Annotated in this window: 16 protein-coding genes; 9 read left to right on the top strand and 7 right to left on the bottom strand. The window is 65.2% G+C overall.

The genetic code is table 11. The features are described 5' to 3' along the window. Window positions 1–6: 6 nt before the first annotated feature. Window positions 7–1,428 (bottom strand): VMAP-C domain-containing protein, encoded by a 1,422-nt coding sequence (locus AQJ27_RS22675; RefSeq protein ID WP_133257707.1) that lies wholly within the window; start codon window positions 1,426–1,428, stop codon window positions 7–9. A gap of 1,278 nt (window positions 1,429–2,706) precedes the next feature. Between AQJ27_RS22675 and AQJ27_RS22670 the strand changes: the two genes are divergently transcribed. From AQJ27_RS22670 to AQJ27_RS22660, 3 genes are all read left to right on the top strand, one after another. Continuing rightward, the gene (locus AQJ27_RS22670; RefSeq protein ID WP_244313872.1) at window positions 2,707–3,378 is read left to right on the top strand and encodes a DUF4190 domain-containing protein; all 672 of its coding nucleotides are present in this window, start codon (window positions 2,707–2,709) and stop codon (window positions 3,376–3,378) included. Window positions 3,379–4,097: 719 nt separating this feature from the next. Further along, window positions 4,098–4,322, top strand: a complete 225-nt coding sequence (locus tag AQJ27_RS22665) for a LexA family protein (protein ID WP_067371688.1) — start codon at window positions 4,098–4,100, stop codon at window positions 4,320–4,322. Then, entirely contained in the window at window positions 4,319–4,531 is a 213-nt protein-coding gene (locus AQJ27_RS22660; protein WP_067371686.1) for a hypothetical protein, read from the top strand. The genes AQJ27_RS22665 and AQJ27_RS22660 overlap by 4 nt, the downstream gene beginning before the upstream one ends. A gap of 654 nt (window positions 4,532–5,185) precedes the next feature. Here the strand turns inward: AQJ27_RS22660 and AQJ27_RS52365 are convergent. The 6 genes from AQJ27_RS52365 to AQJ27_RS22645 all read right to left on the bottom strand — a co-directional run bounded on the left by AQJ27_RS52365 (window position 5,186) and on the right by AQJ27_RS22645 (window position 11,197). Further along, the gene (locus tag AQJ27_RS52365) at window positions 5,186–5,572 is read right to left on the bottom strand and encodes a hypothetical protein (RefSeq protein ID WP_079065160.1); all 387 of its coding nucleotides are present in this window, start codon (window positions 5,570–5,572) and stop codon (window positions 5,186–5,188) included. A 429-nt stretch (window positions 5,573–6,001) separates the two neighbouring features. Further along, window positions 6,002–6,718 carry a HEPN domain-containing protein gene (locus AQJ27_RS56435; protein ID WP_159064381.1) on the bottom strand — a complete coding sequence of 239 codons (717 nt, stop codon included), beginning with the start codon at window positions 6,716–6,718 and terminating at the stop codon, window positions 6,002–6,004. Next, on the bottom strand, window positions 6,705–7,760 hold the full coding sequence (locus AQJ27_RS52360) for a DUF262 domain-containing protein (protein WP_206697733.1): 1,056 nt from the start codon (window positions 7,758–7,760) through the stop codon (window positions 6,705–6,707). The genes AQJ27_RS56435 and AQJ27_RS52360 overlap by 14 nt, the downstream gene beginning before the upstream one ends. A gap of 29 nt (window positions 7,761–7,789) precedes the next feature. Then, entirely contained in the window at window positions 7,790–9,040 is a 1,251-nt protein-coding gene (locus tag AQJ27_RS56430) for a hypothetical protein (RefSeq protein ID WP_159064380.1), read from the bottom strand. A 700-nt stretch (window positions 9,041–9,740) separates the two neighbouring features. After that, window positions 9,741–10,406, bottom strand: coding sequence for a YdcF family protein (locus AQJ27_RS22650; protein ID WP_067371680.1), 666 nt, complete (start codon window positions 10,404–10,406; stop codon window positions 9,741–9,743). Beyond that, window positions 10,403–11,197, bottom strand: coding sequence for a GntR family transcriptional regulator (locus AQJ27_RS22645; RefSeq protein ID WP_067371678.1), 795 nt, complete (start codon window positions 11,195–11,197; stop codon window positions 10,403–10,405). Before AQJ27_RS22645 ends, AQJ27_RS22650 begins: the two co-directional genes overlap by 4 nt. 412 nt (window positions 11,198–11,609) lie before the next feature. Here AQJ27_RS22645 and AQJ27_RS22640 point away from each other — a divergent pair, with 412 nt between their 5' ends. The 6 genes from AQJ27_RS22640 (at window position 11,610) to AQJ27_RS22615 (ending at window position 16,008) form a co-directional block, all read left to right on the top strand. Further along, on the top strand, window positions 11,610–11,993 hold the full coding sequence (locus tag AQJ27_RS22640) for a RapZ C-terminal domain-containing protein (RefSeq protein WP_067371675.1): 384 nt from the start codon (window positions 11,610–11,612) through the stop codon (window positions 11,991–11,993). A 137-nt stretch (window positions 11,994–12,130) separates the two neighbouring features. Then, complete coding sequence (locus AQJ27_RS22635) at window positions 12,131–12,400, top strand: DUF6284 family protein (protein ID WP_067371672.1); 270 nt, start codon at window positions 12,131–12,133, stop codon at window positions 12,398–12,400. Continuing rightward, a complete protein-coding gene (locus tag AQJ27_RS22630) occupies window positions 12,397–13,269 on the top strand; it encodes a protein spdB (protein ID WP_067371670.1) in 873 nt (290 codons plus the stop codon). The genes AQJ27_RS22635 and AQJ27_RS22630 overlap by 4 nt, the downstream gene beginning before the upstream one ends. Next, complete coding sequence (locus tag AQJ27_RS22625; RefSeq protein ID WP_067371667.1) at window positions 13,269–13,451, top strand: hypothetical protein; 183 nt, start codon at window positions 13,269–13,271, stop codon at window positions 13,449–13,451. The genes AQJ27_RS22630 and AQJ27_RS22625 overlap by 1 nt, the downstream gene beginning before the upstream one ends. 2 nt (window positions 13,452–13,453) lie before the next feature. Further along, entirely contained in the window at window positions 13,454–13,771 is a 318-nt protein-coding gene (locus AQJ27_RS22620; protein ID WP_067371664.1) for a hypothetical protein, read from the top strand. 107 nt (window positions 13,772–13,878) lie between these two features. Then, entirely contained in the window at window positions 13,879–16,008 is a 2,130-nt protein-coding gene (locus AQJ27_RS22615) for an FtsK/SpoIIIE domain-containing protein (protein ID WP_067371661.1), read from the top strand. Window positions 16,009–16,148: the final 140 nt, after the last annotated feature.

The raw sequence follows: 16,148 nt of genomic DNA, 5'->3' as shown, positions 1-16,148 counted from the left end.
GACGGCCTACACCGGTCCGGGCGGACTCGGCTTGCGCTCGGGGTCGTCGAGCAGAATGGCCAGATGGCGACCCACGTGCCCGTCCCAGGCACCGGGGCCGAGGGCCAGCGCGTCCTTGCGCCACTCCCCGACCCGTTCCGCCAGGCTGCCCAGCCCCCGGTCCTGCAGAATCTCGCCGATGGCGTCCTGGAACTTCGGGTCCGCGCAGTCGCTGCGGTGCCAGATCATCGCGGGCACCCCGGCCCGCAGGCCGGCGAGGATCTCGCGGCGGCCGGTTCCCGAGTCGTCACCGGGGGGCTGACTGAGCACCAGGCACACCGCGTGCCGGTCCTCCTTCAGTTCACGCTCCAGGTGGAAGAAGTACGCCTCGTCCTCCGCCGGGCTGCTCCAGTGCGAGTGACTGTCCGCCGGGCGCTCCCGCAGCTGCCGCCACTTGTGGTGCCAGGGCCGGTGCCAGGCGGCCCGCTGCAGGCGCTCGATGCTGCGCACCACCACCGGATAGTCCATGACGAGCGGGGTCGGGGCCTCGGAGCCGGACTCCTTCGACCACCACTCCACCGGCTCGTTCAGCAGTTCCCAGGGCAGGATGAACTCGAGGATCACCGGCTGCCGCAGGTCGGCCCACTTCTCCTCGGCCTCCTCGATCAGCCGCTCCACCGCGCCCGGGAGCTCCTCCCGGCCCAGGTGGACCGTCTCACCGCGCACGGGGTGCCATCCCTCGGAGTCGGACTGGCGCCAGTGCGAGAGGTAGTACCGGTCCGTCTCGATCCGGTCCGGCTCGAACTGGATCATCAGATACGCGGGGACGAGGGAGGGCGCGGGCTGTGGAAAGTCCGAGTGCTGCCAGTCCGAGAGCAGTCCCTCCATGCCCAGAGTGAGGGCCTGGGTGCGGTTGAAGCGGCGCAGCACCTCGGCGGCGTCCGCCTGGCCGTCCTCCATCAGCCGGTCGGCCGACAGCGCCAGGAAGGCCATGCTGGGCGGGAGTTCACCGGCCGGGGAGTTCTCGCCCGCCAGCCGCAGGAAGACCTGCCACCCCGTCTGGCACCACCCGGGCAGCTCCTGGACGCGGGACCGGCTCGCGCGGCGCGCCATGACGGCCAGGTCCGTGGAGCCCATCGCCAGCAGGACGGGCCGCAGGTGACCGAGATCGGTGTTGTTGAAGAAGTCGACGGCCTCCCACTCGTCCACGAGCGGCCACAGCTCGGCGACCGTCGCCGACTGCTGTTCCACGTACTCCAGCGACCGCACCAGGCAGGCCAGGCCGTCGCCGACGGTGGTGCACTCCTTCACCACCTGCAACAGCCAGGGCCTCAGCCGGTCCCCGCCGAAGGGTTCCACGGGCGCGGCCAGTTCACCGGCCAGCAGATCCCGCCAGACCTCGCGGCTGCTCCCCTGGCTCACCGTGGCCGACCCCTGCAACGCGTCCACGATGGAGACAATGAGCTCGTTGCGGACCCGATCCGGACTGCGCCCTCTCACCCCGTTACCTCCACACAGCTGGCGCGGCACCCTGATGGTGCCCAACAGGGTAAGGCCGTAAAGCGGGGCACGGCAGGGAAAAGCACGGGCACCACCGCGGGATGCCCCTGTTGTTCGCGCTGTTGGAGCCCCCTGCCGGATTCGAACCGACGGCCTTCGCTCCACAAGTTCCCCACGACAGTCCAACGACCAGGGGTGCAGCGGCCCGGCCCGGCCTGCGAGGTGCGGTTTCGTCCACACCCGCGCCACCTGGAAGCTGAAGGCCACGTGCAGCTCGGTCACGGCAAGGTGGTACGCGAGGACCACAAGGTGATCTACGGGGCAGACCTGCCGTCAACGCCCCCACGGTCCATGATCGCGGAGGCGTTGTCCCAGGTGGTTCACGGAGCCCCCTGTCGGATTCGAACCGACGACCTTCGCTTTACAAGTTCCCCCCAACAGCCCAACGACCAGGGGCGATGCCGTCCGGCCTGGCCTGCGAGGTGCGCGGCTAGTTCTCCCGATACGGCAATGTGCACGGGTGTTGCCGTCAAAGACTGCCGTCACGTCACGGGTGTTGAACAGCACGAAAGAGTTCAGCAGCGCAGCAAAGAGTTCAGCATGTAGTTCAGCAGCGCGGTGAACCGTTCAGCGCCATAAGGTACATCTCTGGATGTTTCGACCTGCCTACGTCGTTGCAGGCCGTTTCCGAGTGATTCTGATGCCGCTGTCAGGCGAACTGTTCAGCGACAGTCGAAAGTTCAGCTGCGCTTCATAAGGTCAAGTGCGCAGGCCACTGTTCAGTAGCGCCGCATGGCGGAAATCGTTCGATCGGGGGTGCTGTGTCGAGTGGTTGCACGAACGCTCGGACGGATGTTGCCGCGGGTGCGGCCGATCGGTGGACCTCGCGGACCGCGGCAGTGCGGCGTGCTGTCCACACCGCCGCGCATGTCGGGCAACCAGGACGACTCGTTTTCCTCAACGCGAAGCATCACACCGCACTGCGGGTGACGACGGTGGAGCCGCGTGACGCATCGCGGTGGGACGCCGAGGTGAGGCCCCTGCCCGATCCCGCCGTCACCGCCGATGACCTCCCAAAACACCACAGCCGCGCCCTGCACACCAAATTTTTTGCCCATCAGGAAAGTTCAATCACGAACTAATCACTTTCCGTACCTTCGCGGCAACCACACAGGTCCTTCACTGGTCACCCACGCGCAAACACAGCAGAAACCCGTGGGGAGCACCATGAGCCAGCAGCAGTACCCCCAGCCCCAGCAGCCCGGCAGCAACGGGCTGGCCACCACCGCACTCGTCCTCGGCATCATCGCCGTCGTAGTCAGCTTCATCCCTGTCCTGAACGTCGTCGTCTGGCCGCTCGCGATCCTTGGCATCATCTTCGGCGCCATCGGCCTCTCCAAGGCGGGCAAGGTCCGCAAGGGCAAGGGCGCCGGCATCACCGGCCTCGTCACTTCGGCCGTAGCGATCATCATGTTCTTTGCCATGAACGCCCTGTTCTTCTCCGCCGTCGACAAGGCCAGTAAGGAGCTCGACAAGTCGTACGACTCCACCACCGTCGGCGGCGGCAAGTCCAAGACCGGCGGCGCCAAGGAGTCCGAGGTCATGAAGGACTTCAAGGTCACTAAGTGCGACGTGGTCACCGGCGACTTCGGCATCAAGGAGATGGCCATCCACGTCGACTACGCCAACAACGGCGACCGCCGATACTCGTACTTCGTAGAGGGCGAGGTCCTGGCCGACGGCAAGAAGGTCAACGACTTCATGTCAACCGCCGAGAACCTCGCCCCGGGCCAGAAGTTCACTGACAAAAACGCTGGTGCGCTGGTGAACGCGGACGAGATCAAGGACGCCAAGAAGCTCGAGTGCAAGACCATCAAAGCGTCCCGAACTGACTTCTGATCGCTGACGTCGCACGACGCCGACCACCATCTGCAGGCCTCGCCGCGCACCCCGCAGCGGCGGGGCTCGCTGCATCATGGAGACCATGGAGTCGCAGCGGCACGGGCGCCGGCCGGGCTGAAGCGGGGCGGAGACATGACCGCAGGCCCGGCCGAGGGCCGGGCCGCGCGCGGGGAGCGGAGCGAGTCTCAATGACGGAGTCAAGCCGCTTGCGTGGCAGGCGGGGATAGACACGCAGACTGAAACAGATCAGGCAGGTGCTGAATCCAGTGCCTGCCTGATCTGCTGTTTCGGCTGTCGGGGTGGCGGGATTTGAGCCCACGACCTCTTCGTCGGTTACGAACGCCCCAAGTAGCCGCACCGTCGGGTGTCTGCGCACTGAACAGATCAGTGCGCAGATCCTCGATTCCAGCTGCGCAGAGAAGAGTTTAGTGCCCAGGTCAAAGCCTTGGGCGCTGAACTGTTTCCTCTCGCCCGACAACGGGGCTCGGATCTGCGGTTTCGTCCACGAGCCCATGTCCGCCGGCCGTGTGGAGCGCCAAGCGATCCAGCCAGAGACCCGCGGGCCGCCGTTCACCGCCGCCCCTCGGACTCTTTGAGGTGGCCCTGCCCTCGTCAGTCACCGGCCGTACGCTGAACAGGTCGACATGACGGCGCCGCCGAACAAACCGGTGCGGCTCACCTTGCCCCAGAATTCGAACACGCGATCTAATTCGGATATGGCGAACCACAGGGTCGACTACCTCACCAGCACCCAGGAGCACATCCTGCGCTGCATCCGCGAGTCGATCGCCGAACGAGGTGAATCCCCGACCGTGCAGGAGATCGGCGAGCATGTGGGCATGCGCAGCCGCGCCTCCGTGCACTACCACCTGGGACGGATCGAAGCGCTCGGGTACATCGCCCGCGAGCCTCACAGGCCGCGCGGGATCAGGCTCACATGACCAGCACCGCCCCTGACCGGGAGCGCTTCCACCTCACGGTGTCCTCCACCGGCCGCCCGGTCATGCAGGGCTGGTGGGAGAACGACGCAGTCGCGCGAGGCAAGTTCGTGTCCTGGGTGGGCGAGTACGGCACCATCCCCGGCGCACGCCTCACACTGGTCGACGAGGCCGCGGCTCGCACGCTGGCCGTCTGGCCGGACGCGGAGTAGCGCCGTCAGCCCTCCGACGCCGGGGGTCGTACGGCCCTCTTCACAGCCCACTCGACCTCCTGCCGCGACATGCTCACGCCCTCACGCGCCGCGTATTCCGTGACCACCGCCTGCGCGGCCTGATAGACCAGTGGCGGTCGCGGATGTGGCTGGACACCTGGGTCTAGCAGGGCAGACGTAGCAAGGGGGCGCGACAATCTGCCGCGCCCCCTTTAGTCGTTGTTGGCCGTTGGCGGTTGTCGCTGGTCGCCCCTGCACGGCCCGAGGACGGACCAGCTCTGGACCCGGGAGATTTACAGTCCCCTCAAGGACTCATTTGAAAAGTGCCGCTGACCTGCACAGGTGGACGTGGCCGCATCGGACGGCTCTCTAGTCGTCCACGCCTCGTCCACCGAGCGTGCTCGGGCGCAGTGCTCGGGTCCTACACCTCAGGGAGTGTTGCTCCCGAGATTCCGCGGCCGTACTGAGCTGTCGGGCCATCAGCTTGGGAAGCTGAGGCGACCTACGGGCGGTTGCTTGGTCGACCTGGGCGGTAGCGCTTCCCGCGCCCGGCCGCTTGATGTCCGGTGTTCCCCGTGATTCTCCGCACGATCTGGCACGGGTCTGGCACGCTGCAGCTCGGCTCCTATCCGAACCGCAGCATGCGGCATACCTTCAAGCGTTAATGATTTTCTGGACTTCGCGAAGCTTCTCCTCCGCACTGAGTGACGAGTAGTCGCCGCTCACCAGCCCGTCCAAGGTGCTCCGTACGTTGTGCGAGTGGGGGTGCAGAACAGCGTCCAAGACGCGGGCACGCTCACTCCCGTCACGCGTATAAACCCACACCTGCTGTTCTTTGCGCGGTTCTGTGTTGCACCGGGGATCAAGGACGGCAAGCGGGAAGTACCCAAGACCCGAAGCTTCGAGCTTACGAGCGATGGAACTGAGAACGTTCTTGCCAAGTCTGTCGAACCCCAATGCGGTTCGTAGGCGTCCCAGGTTGTCTTGCATCAGCCCGCCCTCGTCTTCACACGCCTCAGCGGTCTCTTGAAGATCAGCCACTGCACCCTCCCCTGGTGTCGTACTGAGCTGGAGAGCATATAAGGATCAAGGAAATAAAATGCGCGATTCCCGGAAGCTCATGGTTGCCAGCCTCCTCGTGACGAGGCGCGGAACCGCTGGCGCAGGCTGGGGCCCGCGCATACGGCTCCGGAGGGTGTGTCATTCAACAGAGAAGTCGCTGGTCAGGAGCGTCGGCGTATCCAGCTCCTGAGGACTGGTCCCACAGATAGTCCTGAGCCGACCACCTCAACCACCAGTGCAGAACTGACCGGTGGGGCGCCCCGGGCAAAGAAAGTCCGTTTGGTGCCGATTCGCATAGACATGCCTGTTTTCAGGTGTTGCTCTATGTCCAAGATCCGGTGGCAGAGGGTGGCGGTGGCGTCCACCTCGCCTGCCACGACTTCACAACCTGAGTGCCATGGGAAAACACTATGGTGTCGGCTGCACTCTGTAAGCCTCCTTGTCGAGGTAAGCGTTCCAGGTGGCAATGAAGTGAGCGGCAAAGTCACTGACGTCAGTTACGTATGATTCGATATTGGGTACAGATCTGCCCGCTTGCTGAAAGATCTCATGGTACGGGAGGTTTCCGTGCGCCAAATCGTTCCGCGCCAGTGCGAGTTTTTGAAGTGCGCCGGGCCATCGCGGATTGGTAAACGGAGAGTCAGGCAACTGATATATCTGCCATAGGCGGAAAAAATGCTCTGGCTTGAGGGTCTTTCCGTCGAGTGGCGGCTGGGGGTGACTTCTCTCGATGGGAAAGTTCGCGACCTCGATATTGGCATCCAAGGTGGTTGTGAACGAACGCCGCTCCCACATTTTCGAGTGGTCTTGAAGCGTGCGGAGACTCTCAAATGCCGCGTGAGCAATGACCTGCCGGACGCTGGGAATCAAAGCCATGGTTCGGATGCCTGCGGAGTTGAGCTCTTCGTGGGTTCGTTGCAGGCAGGTCTTCACCAAGGATTCAAGCTCGGCCATAGTGCAAATGATGGCCAGGGCGCGGGCATCTCTGCTGGCGGAGGTCCAACCAGTTGTGTCCGTTTTAGTGGTCTGCGTGAATGCGAGGAAGACTTTCAACTCTCCCGTTCGCTTCAGCAGGCGTGCAAGGTGATCAATATTCTCTTGCCTTAGAGCGTCATGCTTGCCCACTGAAGAGTTCCTTCGCCCGCGTCAGCCTGCGATCGAGCATCCTTCGACTGTTGCTGCCCCCTCCGCTGGAGGCTCGGAGTTCCTCGTCTTCGATCCACCCGGCGCGAGGCACCACGGGTTCTTCGTCCTGTTGGTAGAGCTGAGCAATAGCCACCAAGCATGCTTCGAACTGCACCAACGGTGTAGTTTTCGTGCCACTCCTGAGGTAGGGACCATCGCACACCTGGTTCAGAAAGTCGCAAGACTTCTCGAAGAGTATCCGTTCGCGTACGTAATCGAAGCCGTTCTGCGCCATTCCCATGACGCTATTCAGGAAGCGCTCGACCTTACCGTCGAAGATATCACTGTGATTCTTGTACGCGAAGAACTTCAGAACCTGCTCGACTTGAGTGCCGTCATCTTGGCTGCCCTCTTTGAGCTTAAGCAGAGAATTCAAATCTTCATTGAGTGCCAGCTCTTCGATGAAGAGGTTGAAATCTCCCCTATACACGACGGCGCGTACTTCCTGGGCTGTAAGTCGCAGCCCGCCCCGATTCAGTCGTTCGAATACATCGAAGCGAACCTCGAGGTTGCTTTTATCGGTCAGTGAAACGACCTGAAGCGGCTGGCGGCCGAAGTGCACTTTCAAATTCTTTGGCAGAGAATCGTAAGTCCGTCCGTTCAAACGGTCCAGTTTCTCAAGTCCGGTCAGAACAAGTGGCGCGGTTCGACTTACTGCGGATGCTTCTTCCGTGTTCGATGCAAGGAAGTGTGCCAACGAAGAGAGTCGCTGAAGGCCGTCGACTACCTCCCACTGGAAACCAACGTTTGTCGCCACGAAGATTGGCGGTACGGGGAGGCCTAGGAACACCGACTCGACAAAAAGGGACGAAGCCTTGGCATTCCAGCGGAACATGCGCTGGTAGGCAGGGGCGACATTCAGCTCATCTTCCTCCATCATGCGCACTAGTTCGCGCACCGAGAAGTCATGAGTAGCAACGTCTACCTTCTGGCGCTCGGTCAAGAGCTGCAGCATGAATTCCTCGGACAAGTCATCCGACACGCCTTCTCCTCCCCCAACTGTGACACTAACTATTTCTTACGAAGTGAGATTACAGTTTCAGACACTTCGGATTTTTTGTAATTACGCGCCGCTGTATTGACTGAAGTCAGGGTGCGTTTGACGACATAGGGGTCGCGATCGATTAGGTTCCAGCCGCGCAGCGTGCACTCTTCGATGCAGATATCTGCAAGCCTTACGGGGACGTCCTTGTAGTAGGAATCTTGAACCACCAGGTGGAAGATCCCTTCGCTTTTGGTGACTCGCGTGACTTCATCCAGGCCGGCGGTCAAGTCGCGAAGGTATTGCAAGACCTGTTTGCGGTAGTACCCTGACGAAGCCTTGCTGGAATGGCTAGTGACATCCTGGATCAGCGTGCCTGCAGTTTTTCCAATCTGCAGGTGAGAATCGGCGTCCTTCCGGATAAGAGTGGTTCCCATCAGGGCTGCCCTTAGTGTCCGGTCTTTTGCGATGTCGTGCCCGAGTACGGCGAGTTCTCTTGTATAGGCAACCGCATAGTCGATGCGAGTCAAGTATGGCGGAGAGGTCAAAACGGCATCTACGGATCCGTTCGGAACCGGAAGGGCGCTACTGAGTGCTGTTGCGAGCTGTACGGGATTATTGGGCATCTCGCTTGAAGTGACGATGCGAGATGTAATGAACTCCTGTTCTTGCATCAACAAGGAGTCGAAGTCTTTCGCCGAGACAGAGACAAGTTCATCGCTCGACTTGGCCCGCTTCACCCAAGTTGGGTTACTGCCTTCGAAGGACGTTGTGAGAGACCGTATGGCACGGAAAAGTGCGACGTAGGGCAAGCCTGACTGACTGGGAGGCAGGTGAGAGAGATGCTCTGCCCATTCGCGGATCCGGCTGACTGACCCGCGTGTGAACCATGCGCACAGTGGATCGTCCGAAGTTGCGACTTCTGCCGGACGGATGGATGAGGCGTCCACCAATTCCGGGTCCGTTTGATATGCGCTGACTCGCAATCGGGCAACGATGTTGGCTACTGGGTTTCTATCAATGCCGACCGCTCGGAAGCCCTCGTGTTGAGCGGCGAGCGTGGTCGTGCCGCTGCCGTTCCACGGATCCAGTACAACTGCTGTGTCACTGATGTCCTGGGACCCGAGGAGGGCGCGCGCCCAGTCGTAAGCGAACCCGGCGTAGTACGGGAAGACATCGGCGAGGCCGGCCTTGTCTTCTGAGGGGCGCTTGGGAGACAGAGCAGATCGCCCTCGCCTACGGTCCAAGGGTGACGCGACCGGCAGCTCCGGTTGCGTCACGCGCTGCCGTGTTGGGGTAACGATCTTCTTCTCTCTTCTGGCTAGGCGCGGGCACGAGGTGATCAGGATGTTAGCGCAGACGGGCTCGTACCACGCTGAGCTGGGAAAGTGCAACTGAAGGCTAGGCGGTGGGGGCCACTCGGTGCCAGTCGGGGGTAGACGAGAATCAGTCTCGCCCCTTACTCACTAAACGCTCAAGGACACGGACGTCGTCTGGTAGCAGCTATCGCTGCAGCCTGTCTCTCGCCTCAGCCCACTACTCTCCCCAGTTCCCATCCCGTCTGCCGTCGGCCCACACTCTGTGGAGCGGGCGTGGTTCAGGGCGTCAAGGCGGAGCGCGCCACTGTACGAACGACCTTGACGCCCTAGGTCGCGACTGCTCAGCTCTGCCTGGATCGACGGTGGACGGGATGGGAGCACCCCCAGTTGTGTTCTTTCCCTTCGAGTGCGCCACGGCTGAGGCCTGTCGGATGCTGCGGGCGCTGCCGCGCCGGCTCCCCCGCCCGACGGGCGGGGGCTCGATGCAGTGGGGAAAGTTCTACCGCGCCAAGGCACGACGGCTTTCAAGACCGCCCAAAGACCTGCACCGCAAGGCACGTTGACCAGGGCATTCGCTTACTCCGCATGGTGCACGTGGGCGAATCTGGCCGGAGGATGTCTGCAAGGGACTGCCGCGACCTCGCCGGCGGATCGGGTCCCATCAGGTGCGCTGCGCCGCATCCGGGATGAGTCGACTCGTGAACCCCTGGTCGCGTAGACGCTCGTACGCGGCCACGATGGTGTCCGGCACGGCCTGCTCGATGGCCAGACCCCAGCCAGGGAAGACGAGCACTCGTTGCAGAGCTCCTACGATCATGTCGATCACCATGCGAGCGTCCCCGATGGAGTCGGCGTACTCCTCCAAGCCCATCGGCGTGGACGCGCACACGACATCAACCTCAGGCCAGAGCTTCCGCATCATGGCGTACGAGCGCCGCTCTTCATACGGCTTGCTCACGAGCAGGACAGACGAGACCGTGATGTCGGCCTCGACCAGCACCGCTCTGGCGAACTCGATGTTCTCGCCGGTGTTGGTTGCTCGAGGCTCAAGGAGTACGGCGGAATCCGGCACCCCGAGCTGCAACGCTCGCTCTCGGTAGTGGACGGCCTCTCCACGCGGCATGCGTGCTCGGGTCGTAGGGCTGGTGGCCCCTGTGAACACGATGACCGGAGCCATGCCCTGGTGATACAACTCCGCTGTCACGTCAGCCACGCCAAGGTCATGACTGCCCAGACCGACAGCCACGGAGCAGGGCCGTGGGGTGTGGTGCATGCGGTGGTAGTCCCACAGAAGTCGGGCATCCGCCCATGCCTGTGCAGGGATCACTTGCTCTCACCCTCTGTCTTCGCTGAGTCGGGCACTTTGAAGTCGTACGACCATGCGAACCGCGTCGCCGCATGCACCCCGATGGCGAACTCAACTACGGTCCCATCCGCCGTGTACGTGGTGCGGTGCAGTTCCACCACCCACTCACCCGGCGAGAGCTGGAGTAGCTGAGCCTCTTCCGCCGTGGGCACCCGCGCGAAGAGTTCCTCGGTCATGTGGTCGATCTCGTATCCGGCGTCGTATAGGACTCGGAACCCACCGCCCCGCCCGGCAGGGCCCGGGGTTGGATCGACGATGCGGGTTCCTTCGACGTGTTCGGGCCGGTAGTAGCTGGTCAGGGTGTGAGTCGGCTGCGTGCCCTCTTTTACCACCCGCGCCCGTGCGTATACGTCGGCCCCCTCGGGCAAGCCGTGGGCTGCGGCCACGGCTGCCGACGCTTTGACTCGGCTGACCGTCTGGGTCTGTTCGTTCCGGCGGTACGAGCGACCGGACGCCACGCGGTCGGCGATGAACGCGACTTCATCGCCGTCCCGCCACTTCGCCTTGTCGTACCGCGCGATGCCGAGCCGCTTGAGCGGCTGTTGCTGGCGCACCACGGTGCCGTGGCCACGCGAGGATGTCACCAACCCCTGGGCTTCAAGTTCCTTGTACGCCTTGTGGACGGTGTCCTTTGACCCCTCGCCGGCCGCAACCAGGTCTCTGATCTGGGGCAACTGGGCGCCCGGCTTGATCTCGCCGCTTCTGATCTGCTCCGCGAACCTGTCCGCCAGTTCGCGCCACTTCGGTGCCACGCAGACCTCCTTTCGACACGTCCCAGTCAAGCACAGTCCTGGGACTGTTGACAGTCCCAGGACTGCGGTGCATTCTCTTCTCAGGTCGCTCGCAGTCCTAGGACAGCGAACCGAAGGGGTCCTTCTTTGGGCTGCTTCCGGACCGTGCCGGTTCGGGATAGCTCGCCTTCACATGGGGCCCTGACCTGGTCGTTCCTTGAGAACTGAATAGGTGGGCCCCGTCTCCCCGAGTCGAAAAGACGGCCGCGCGGCCTGGTCCGCGCATGTTTCTCACCTTCCGCAGTGTCTGTGTGGCGTTGCGGTCGGTTGCCTCCCCCGCCCGTCCGGCCCTCTCGGTCGTACGGGCGGGCGAGGGGAGCCGGGGCCGGTAGGTCCGGCCAGGCCCACACCGACGACCCGTCAGGAGTCCCGCATGGCTGCTGCTATTGAGATCGTTTCGTTCGGCTACCTGCACGACGAGCCGCCCGCCGCGCACCTGACCATCGACCTGCGCCACCACTTCCGCGACCCGCACGTCAGCCCGGAACTGCGGTACATGACCGCGGACGACGAGCCGGTACGCACGGCGGTGCTGTCCACCCCGGGTGTCGCCGCCCTCGTGCTCGCGACCGCCGCGGCGGTGGACGCGTTCACGTCCGGCCCGTCCGCCGGAACCGTCACCGTCGCCGACGGGTGCGCGGGAGGCCGGCACCGCGCCCCCACCTTCGCCCGCGCACTCGCCGAACTGCTGCGCGACGCGGGTCATGACGTCACCGTCCGGCACCGCGACCTCGGCAAGGACGTCGTCCAGCGCTGACCGCACCGCGGCCGCTGCTCCGCGGCCGTGCCGCCCATCATCCGCACGGCTTTCCACCATCAACGGCAGGCGGTCCCGGGGATGCCCCCCGGGGACCGCTTTCGGGCCGTACCACCGACTAGGGAGAACACGACCCAATGAAGCACATCGTCACTGTTCAGGAAGCTGTTACCGCGTTCGCCGACTGGAACGAGCCGACGGATGCGGAACTGGACGCGATCGAGTCGGAAATGCCGCTGATCCTGGCGGACGTCGACCTGATCGACGCGCAGATCATCGCCATGGACCACACCCCGAACGAGGTCGACACCCGCCGCGTGCGCCGCGCCCTGGCGCGGGTCCTCACCGAGTGGCGGATCCTCGCCAACCGCACCGCCAACGAGATGACCGCCGGGGGCGCGGCATGAGCGCCAGGAACGCCAAGACCGTGCTGCCCGCCGTCGCGATGACGGCGGTGTCCATGGTCCTCACCCTGGCCGTGGTGGTGATGTGGCTCGGTACGGCGATGCCGTGGCCCGTCGCCCTGGTCGTCGGTCTCGGGATCGACGGCGGATGGCTGGCTACCCTCGCCTACGAACGCCGCCTCGCAGCGCAGGGCGACCACAGCCACGCCGTTACCGGCGTCGGCTGGTCCTTCGGCCTGATCGCCGCCGGCGTCTTGATCGCCCACGCACTCACCGCTGAGCAGTCGGCCGGCGCGTGGCTGGCTGTGGCCTGGCTGCCCATCGCCGCCAAGGCACTGTGGCTGGTCCACGGATTGTGGGAGCGGACCGCACTCACCCCGAACGCGCTCGGGGCGATCCGCGGCATCCAGCAGGAGGCCCGCGACGAAGCCGCCGTGGCCCGCGCCCGCCTGCGGGCCGAAGCCGTCACCGAGGAGACCCGGCTGACGGCCGTGACGCAGGCCGGCGCCCGCGTCGCACGCGTCCAGGCAAAGACCGCACAGACCCTCTCGCGGGCGTGGTCGACGCTGGAAACGGCACGGGACGGAGAGGACACCGGCAGGGCACTGACCAGCGTGACGAACCGCGTCACACCCGACGTCACACCCCGCTGGCAACTGCCCGTCTGGGGACCCACCGAGCCCGTCTCCGCGTTCACGCTGGACGCGGCACCCGCCCTCACCGACGCAGCGCTCGACGCGCTCGTCGACGAGATCCGCCACAGCGAAACCCCCGCCCTCTCCTACCGCGAGATGGCGAGCCGCTTCCGCGCGGCCGGCCACTCCGCATCCGAGGTCCGCCTCCGGGCGGCGTGGAAGCGCGTGGTCGCCTGATGAGCATCCGCGAGACCGCCGCCGACGACTGCGCCCGCACCGTGGGCCTGATGGGCGCCCTTGGCGACTCCTTGGACCCCGACCGCGAGCCGGACGAGTTCGAACAGATCGTTGCCCGCGCCCTGTACGCCAACCGGTGCGACCAGCCGCCCGCCGGCCACACCTACCCCAGGAGGGGATGACCATGGCCAACTCCGACATTCGCCGTCTGGACCGCGAGATCCAGCAGACGCAGAAGAAGCTGGAAGCCGTCCGCCGGGGTGAGTGGTGGCCGCTGAACGGCTCGGAGCGCCGCGCCATGGCCCGCGCGCTGGCCGGCGGCGCCTACCGCGCCTCCCGTGGCCGCAGCACGGACCGTGCCGAGGAGCGGATGGACGCCACCGGGTCCGCTGCCGAGATGCGGCTGAACGCGGAGCTGACCGCCCTGCACGGCGAGCGCCAGCGGCTCATCACCGAGGCCGCCCGCGCCAAGGCCGCCAAGAAGTCTTCCCGCTGGTTCTGACCAGCCCCGCGCAACCCGCCGGGGTGACCGCCCCCTGCCACGGACACGGCCACCCCGGCGCCCTCCACAACTCCCGCCCCAAAGGGGCAGTCAGGAGCACCCTCAGCATGTCTGAGAACGTCGTTCACCTCCACAAGCCCACCGACCCCCCGACCGCCGACGCGGCGCCCACGGTGCTGACCGTGGTGCCCGACGCCCCGCCGGCGCCCCCGGTACCGCTGTGGGTGCGCTCCGGCCGCGCAGTGAAGTACGCGGTCACGCACGAGACCACCAAGACCACGGTCCGCGCCGTCGCCCGGCACAGCCTCTACACGTTCAACGGGGGCCGGATCGTGGCCCGCCGCACCTGGGACGGCAAGACCGGAGCCCGCTACGAACGCATGATCCGAACGGCGGAAGCCGCAGGGAACCTGGAAGCGGCCGAGGAGTGGGAGGAGCGGCTGCAGCGCTTCCGCGCCGCCCGCCACCACCGCCGCATGGACCTGCTCCACTCACCCGTAGAGGCCGCCAAGGGCATTGCGGTCGGGACGGGCGTGAGCATCGGGGCGCTGGTCGCGCTCGGAGTCGTCATGGCCATCAACAACCACGACGTCACCGACGTCATCACCCCACTCCGAGCCACCATCGACTTCATCGCCCTGCTGATCCGAATCGTGCAGGTCGTATGGGGTCCGGCCTTGATGATCGGTCCGTTCCTCGCCCTGCTCGCCCTGTGGACCGTCGGCAGCAAGCAGCAAGCCGCACCCCAGTGGGCCCTGCCCGCAAACGTCCGCAACGGCGAGGGCGAGCCGATCACCCCGTCGATCGTCGTCAAGGCCCTGCGGGATCTCGGGGTGCCCGCGCTGCGTAACGCCATCAAGGAGATGGGTGACGCCGGCGCGTCCATGCTCGGACCGATCCGGATCGCCGGATGCGGGGTCGAGGTCGACGTCACGCTCCCGTCCGGGGTGTCGACGAACGAGGTGCAGGGCAAGCGCCGCAAGCTCGCTGAGAACCTCACCCGGCATGAGCACGAGGTGTTCATCACCATCCCGACCGCGGCGCGCACAGTGCGGCTGTGGGTGGCCGACTCTGGGGCGCTGGACGAGCCGATCGGCCCGTCCCCGCTGTTCACAGACGAGACGATGACCGCCGACTACGCCAAGGGCCGCGCCCCCTGGGGACAGGATCTGCGCGGCGACGCAGCCTCCCTGAGCCTGTATCAGCGGCACCTGCTCATCACGGGTCTGTCCAACCAGGGCAAGACCGCCGCTCTTCGCTCCCTCGCCCTGTGGCTGGCCCTGGACCGCTCCGTGCAGTTCTGGACCGCCGACCTAAAGGGCGTCGGGGACTGGCGCTTCATGGACGGCATCGCCGACGTCCTAATCCAGGGCCCCACCGACGACCACGTCATCCAGGCGACAGAGATGGCCGAGGCCGCCGTGGACGAGATGAACCGCCGTCTCCAGGCACGCCAGAACGACCCGCACGCCGTCTTCCCCCCGCTCATCGTCATCGTCGACGAAGCACAGGTGGCGTTCATGTGCCCGGCCAAGGACGAGGAGAACCGGCCCTACGGCGGATCCAAGGCCACCTCCCGGTACTTCATGGCCGTCCGGAAGATCCACAACCAGGGCCGCGCCGTGGACGTGCTGATGTGGCAGGGCACCCAGGACCCGACCAACGACAACCTGCCCAAGCTGGTCCGGGAAGGCGCCCACACCCGCGCCTCGCTCGCCCTGGGCACCGAACAGCAGGCCCGCATGGCACTCGGGGACAAGGCCGTCGACGGCGGCGCCGCCCCCAACCTGCTGCGCCCCGGCCTGGACAAGGGCACCCTCGTGGTCGCCTCGGACGGCATCACCATCCCGGCCGGCCAGGCATCCATCACCGTGCGCACCCACTACATCGACGACGACGCGGCCGAAGCGCTCGCCGAGCGCGCCAAGGCCCTGCGCAACGGCATCACCACGCTGCACGTCGTCGACAACGACCGCGAAGTCCGTGACCCGCTCGCCGACATCGCCTCGGTCGTCGGCACGGACACCCGCGTGCTCACTCAGGACGTCCTCAAGCGACTCGCCGTGCTCGCCCCGGACCCCTACGGCAAGTGGTCCTTCATCGACCTCAAGCGCGTACTGGACGGCACCGGAGCCGAACCGTACAAGTCCGACGGGCGCATGGTCATTGGCCGTGACCGCCTCGCCCGCGCGCTCGCCGACCGCGACGAGAGGGGTTCCGCTTCCGCTTCCGAGTGACAGGGAGCTAACCCGCCCGGAGTCAGGGAGGCAGGGAGAACTCCCTGACCCCCTCCCTGACCCGCCTCCCTGCCCCTGACCTGCGTAATTGATCGTTCAGGGAGGCAGGGAGGCACCCCAGGTCAGACCCCTGAAACCCC

The organism is Streptomyces olivochromogenes (assembly GCF_001514115.1).
GTDB lineage: Bacteria > Actinomycetota > Actinomycetes > Streptomycetales > Streptomycetaceae > Streptomyces > Streptomyces olivochromogenes.
The sequence above is the reverse complement of the archived record's forward strand: the minus strand, read 5'-3'. Positions and strand labels throughout refer to the sequence as shown.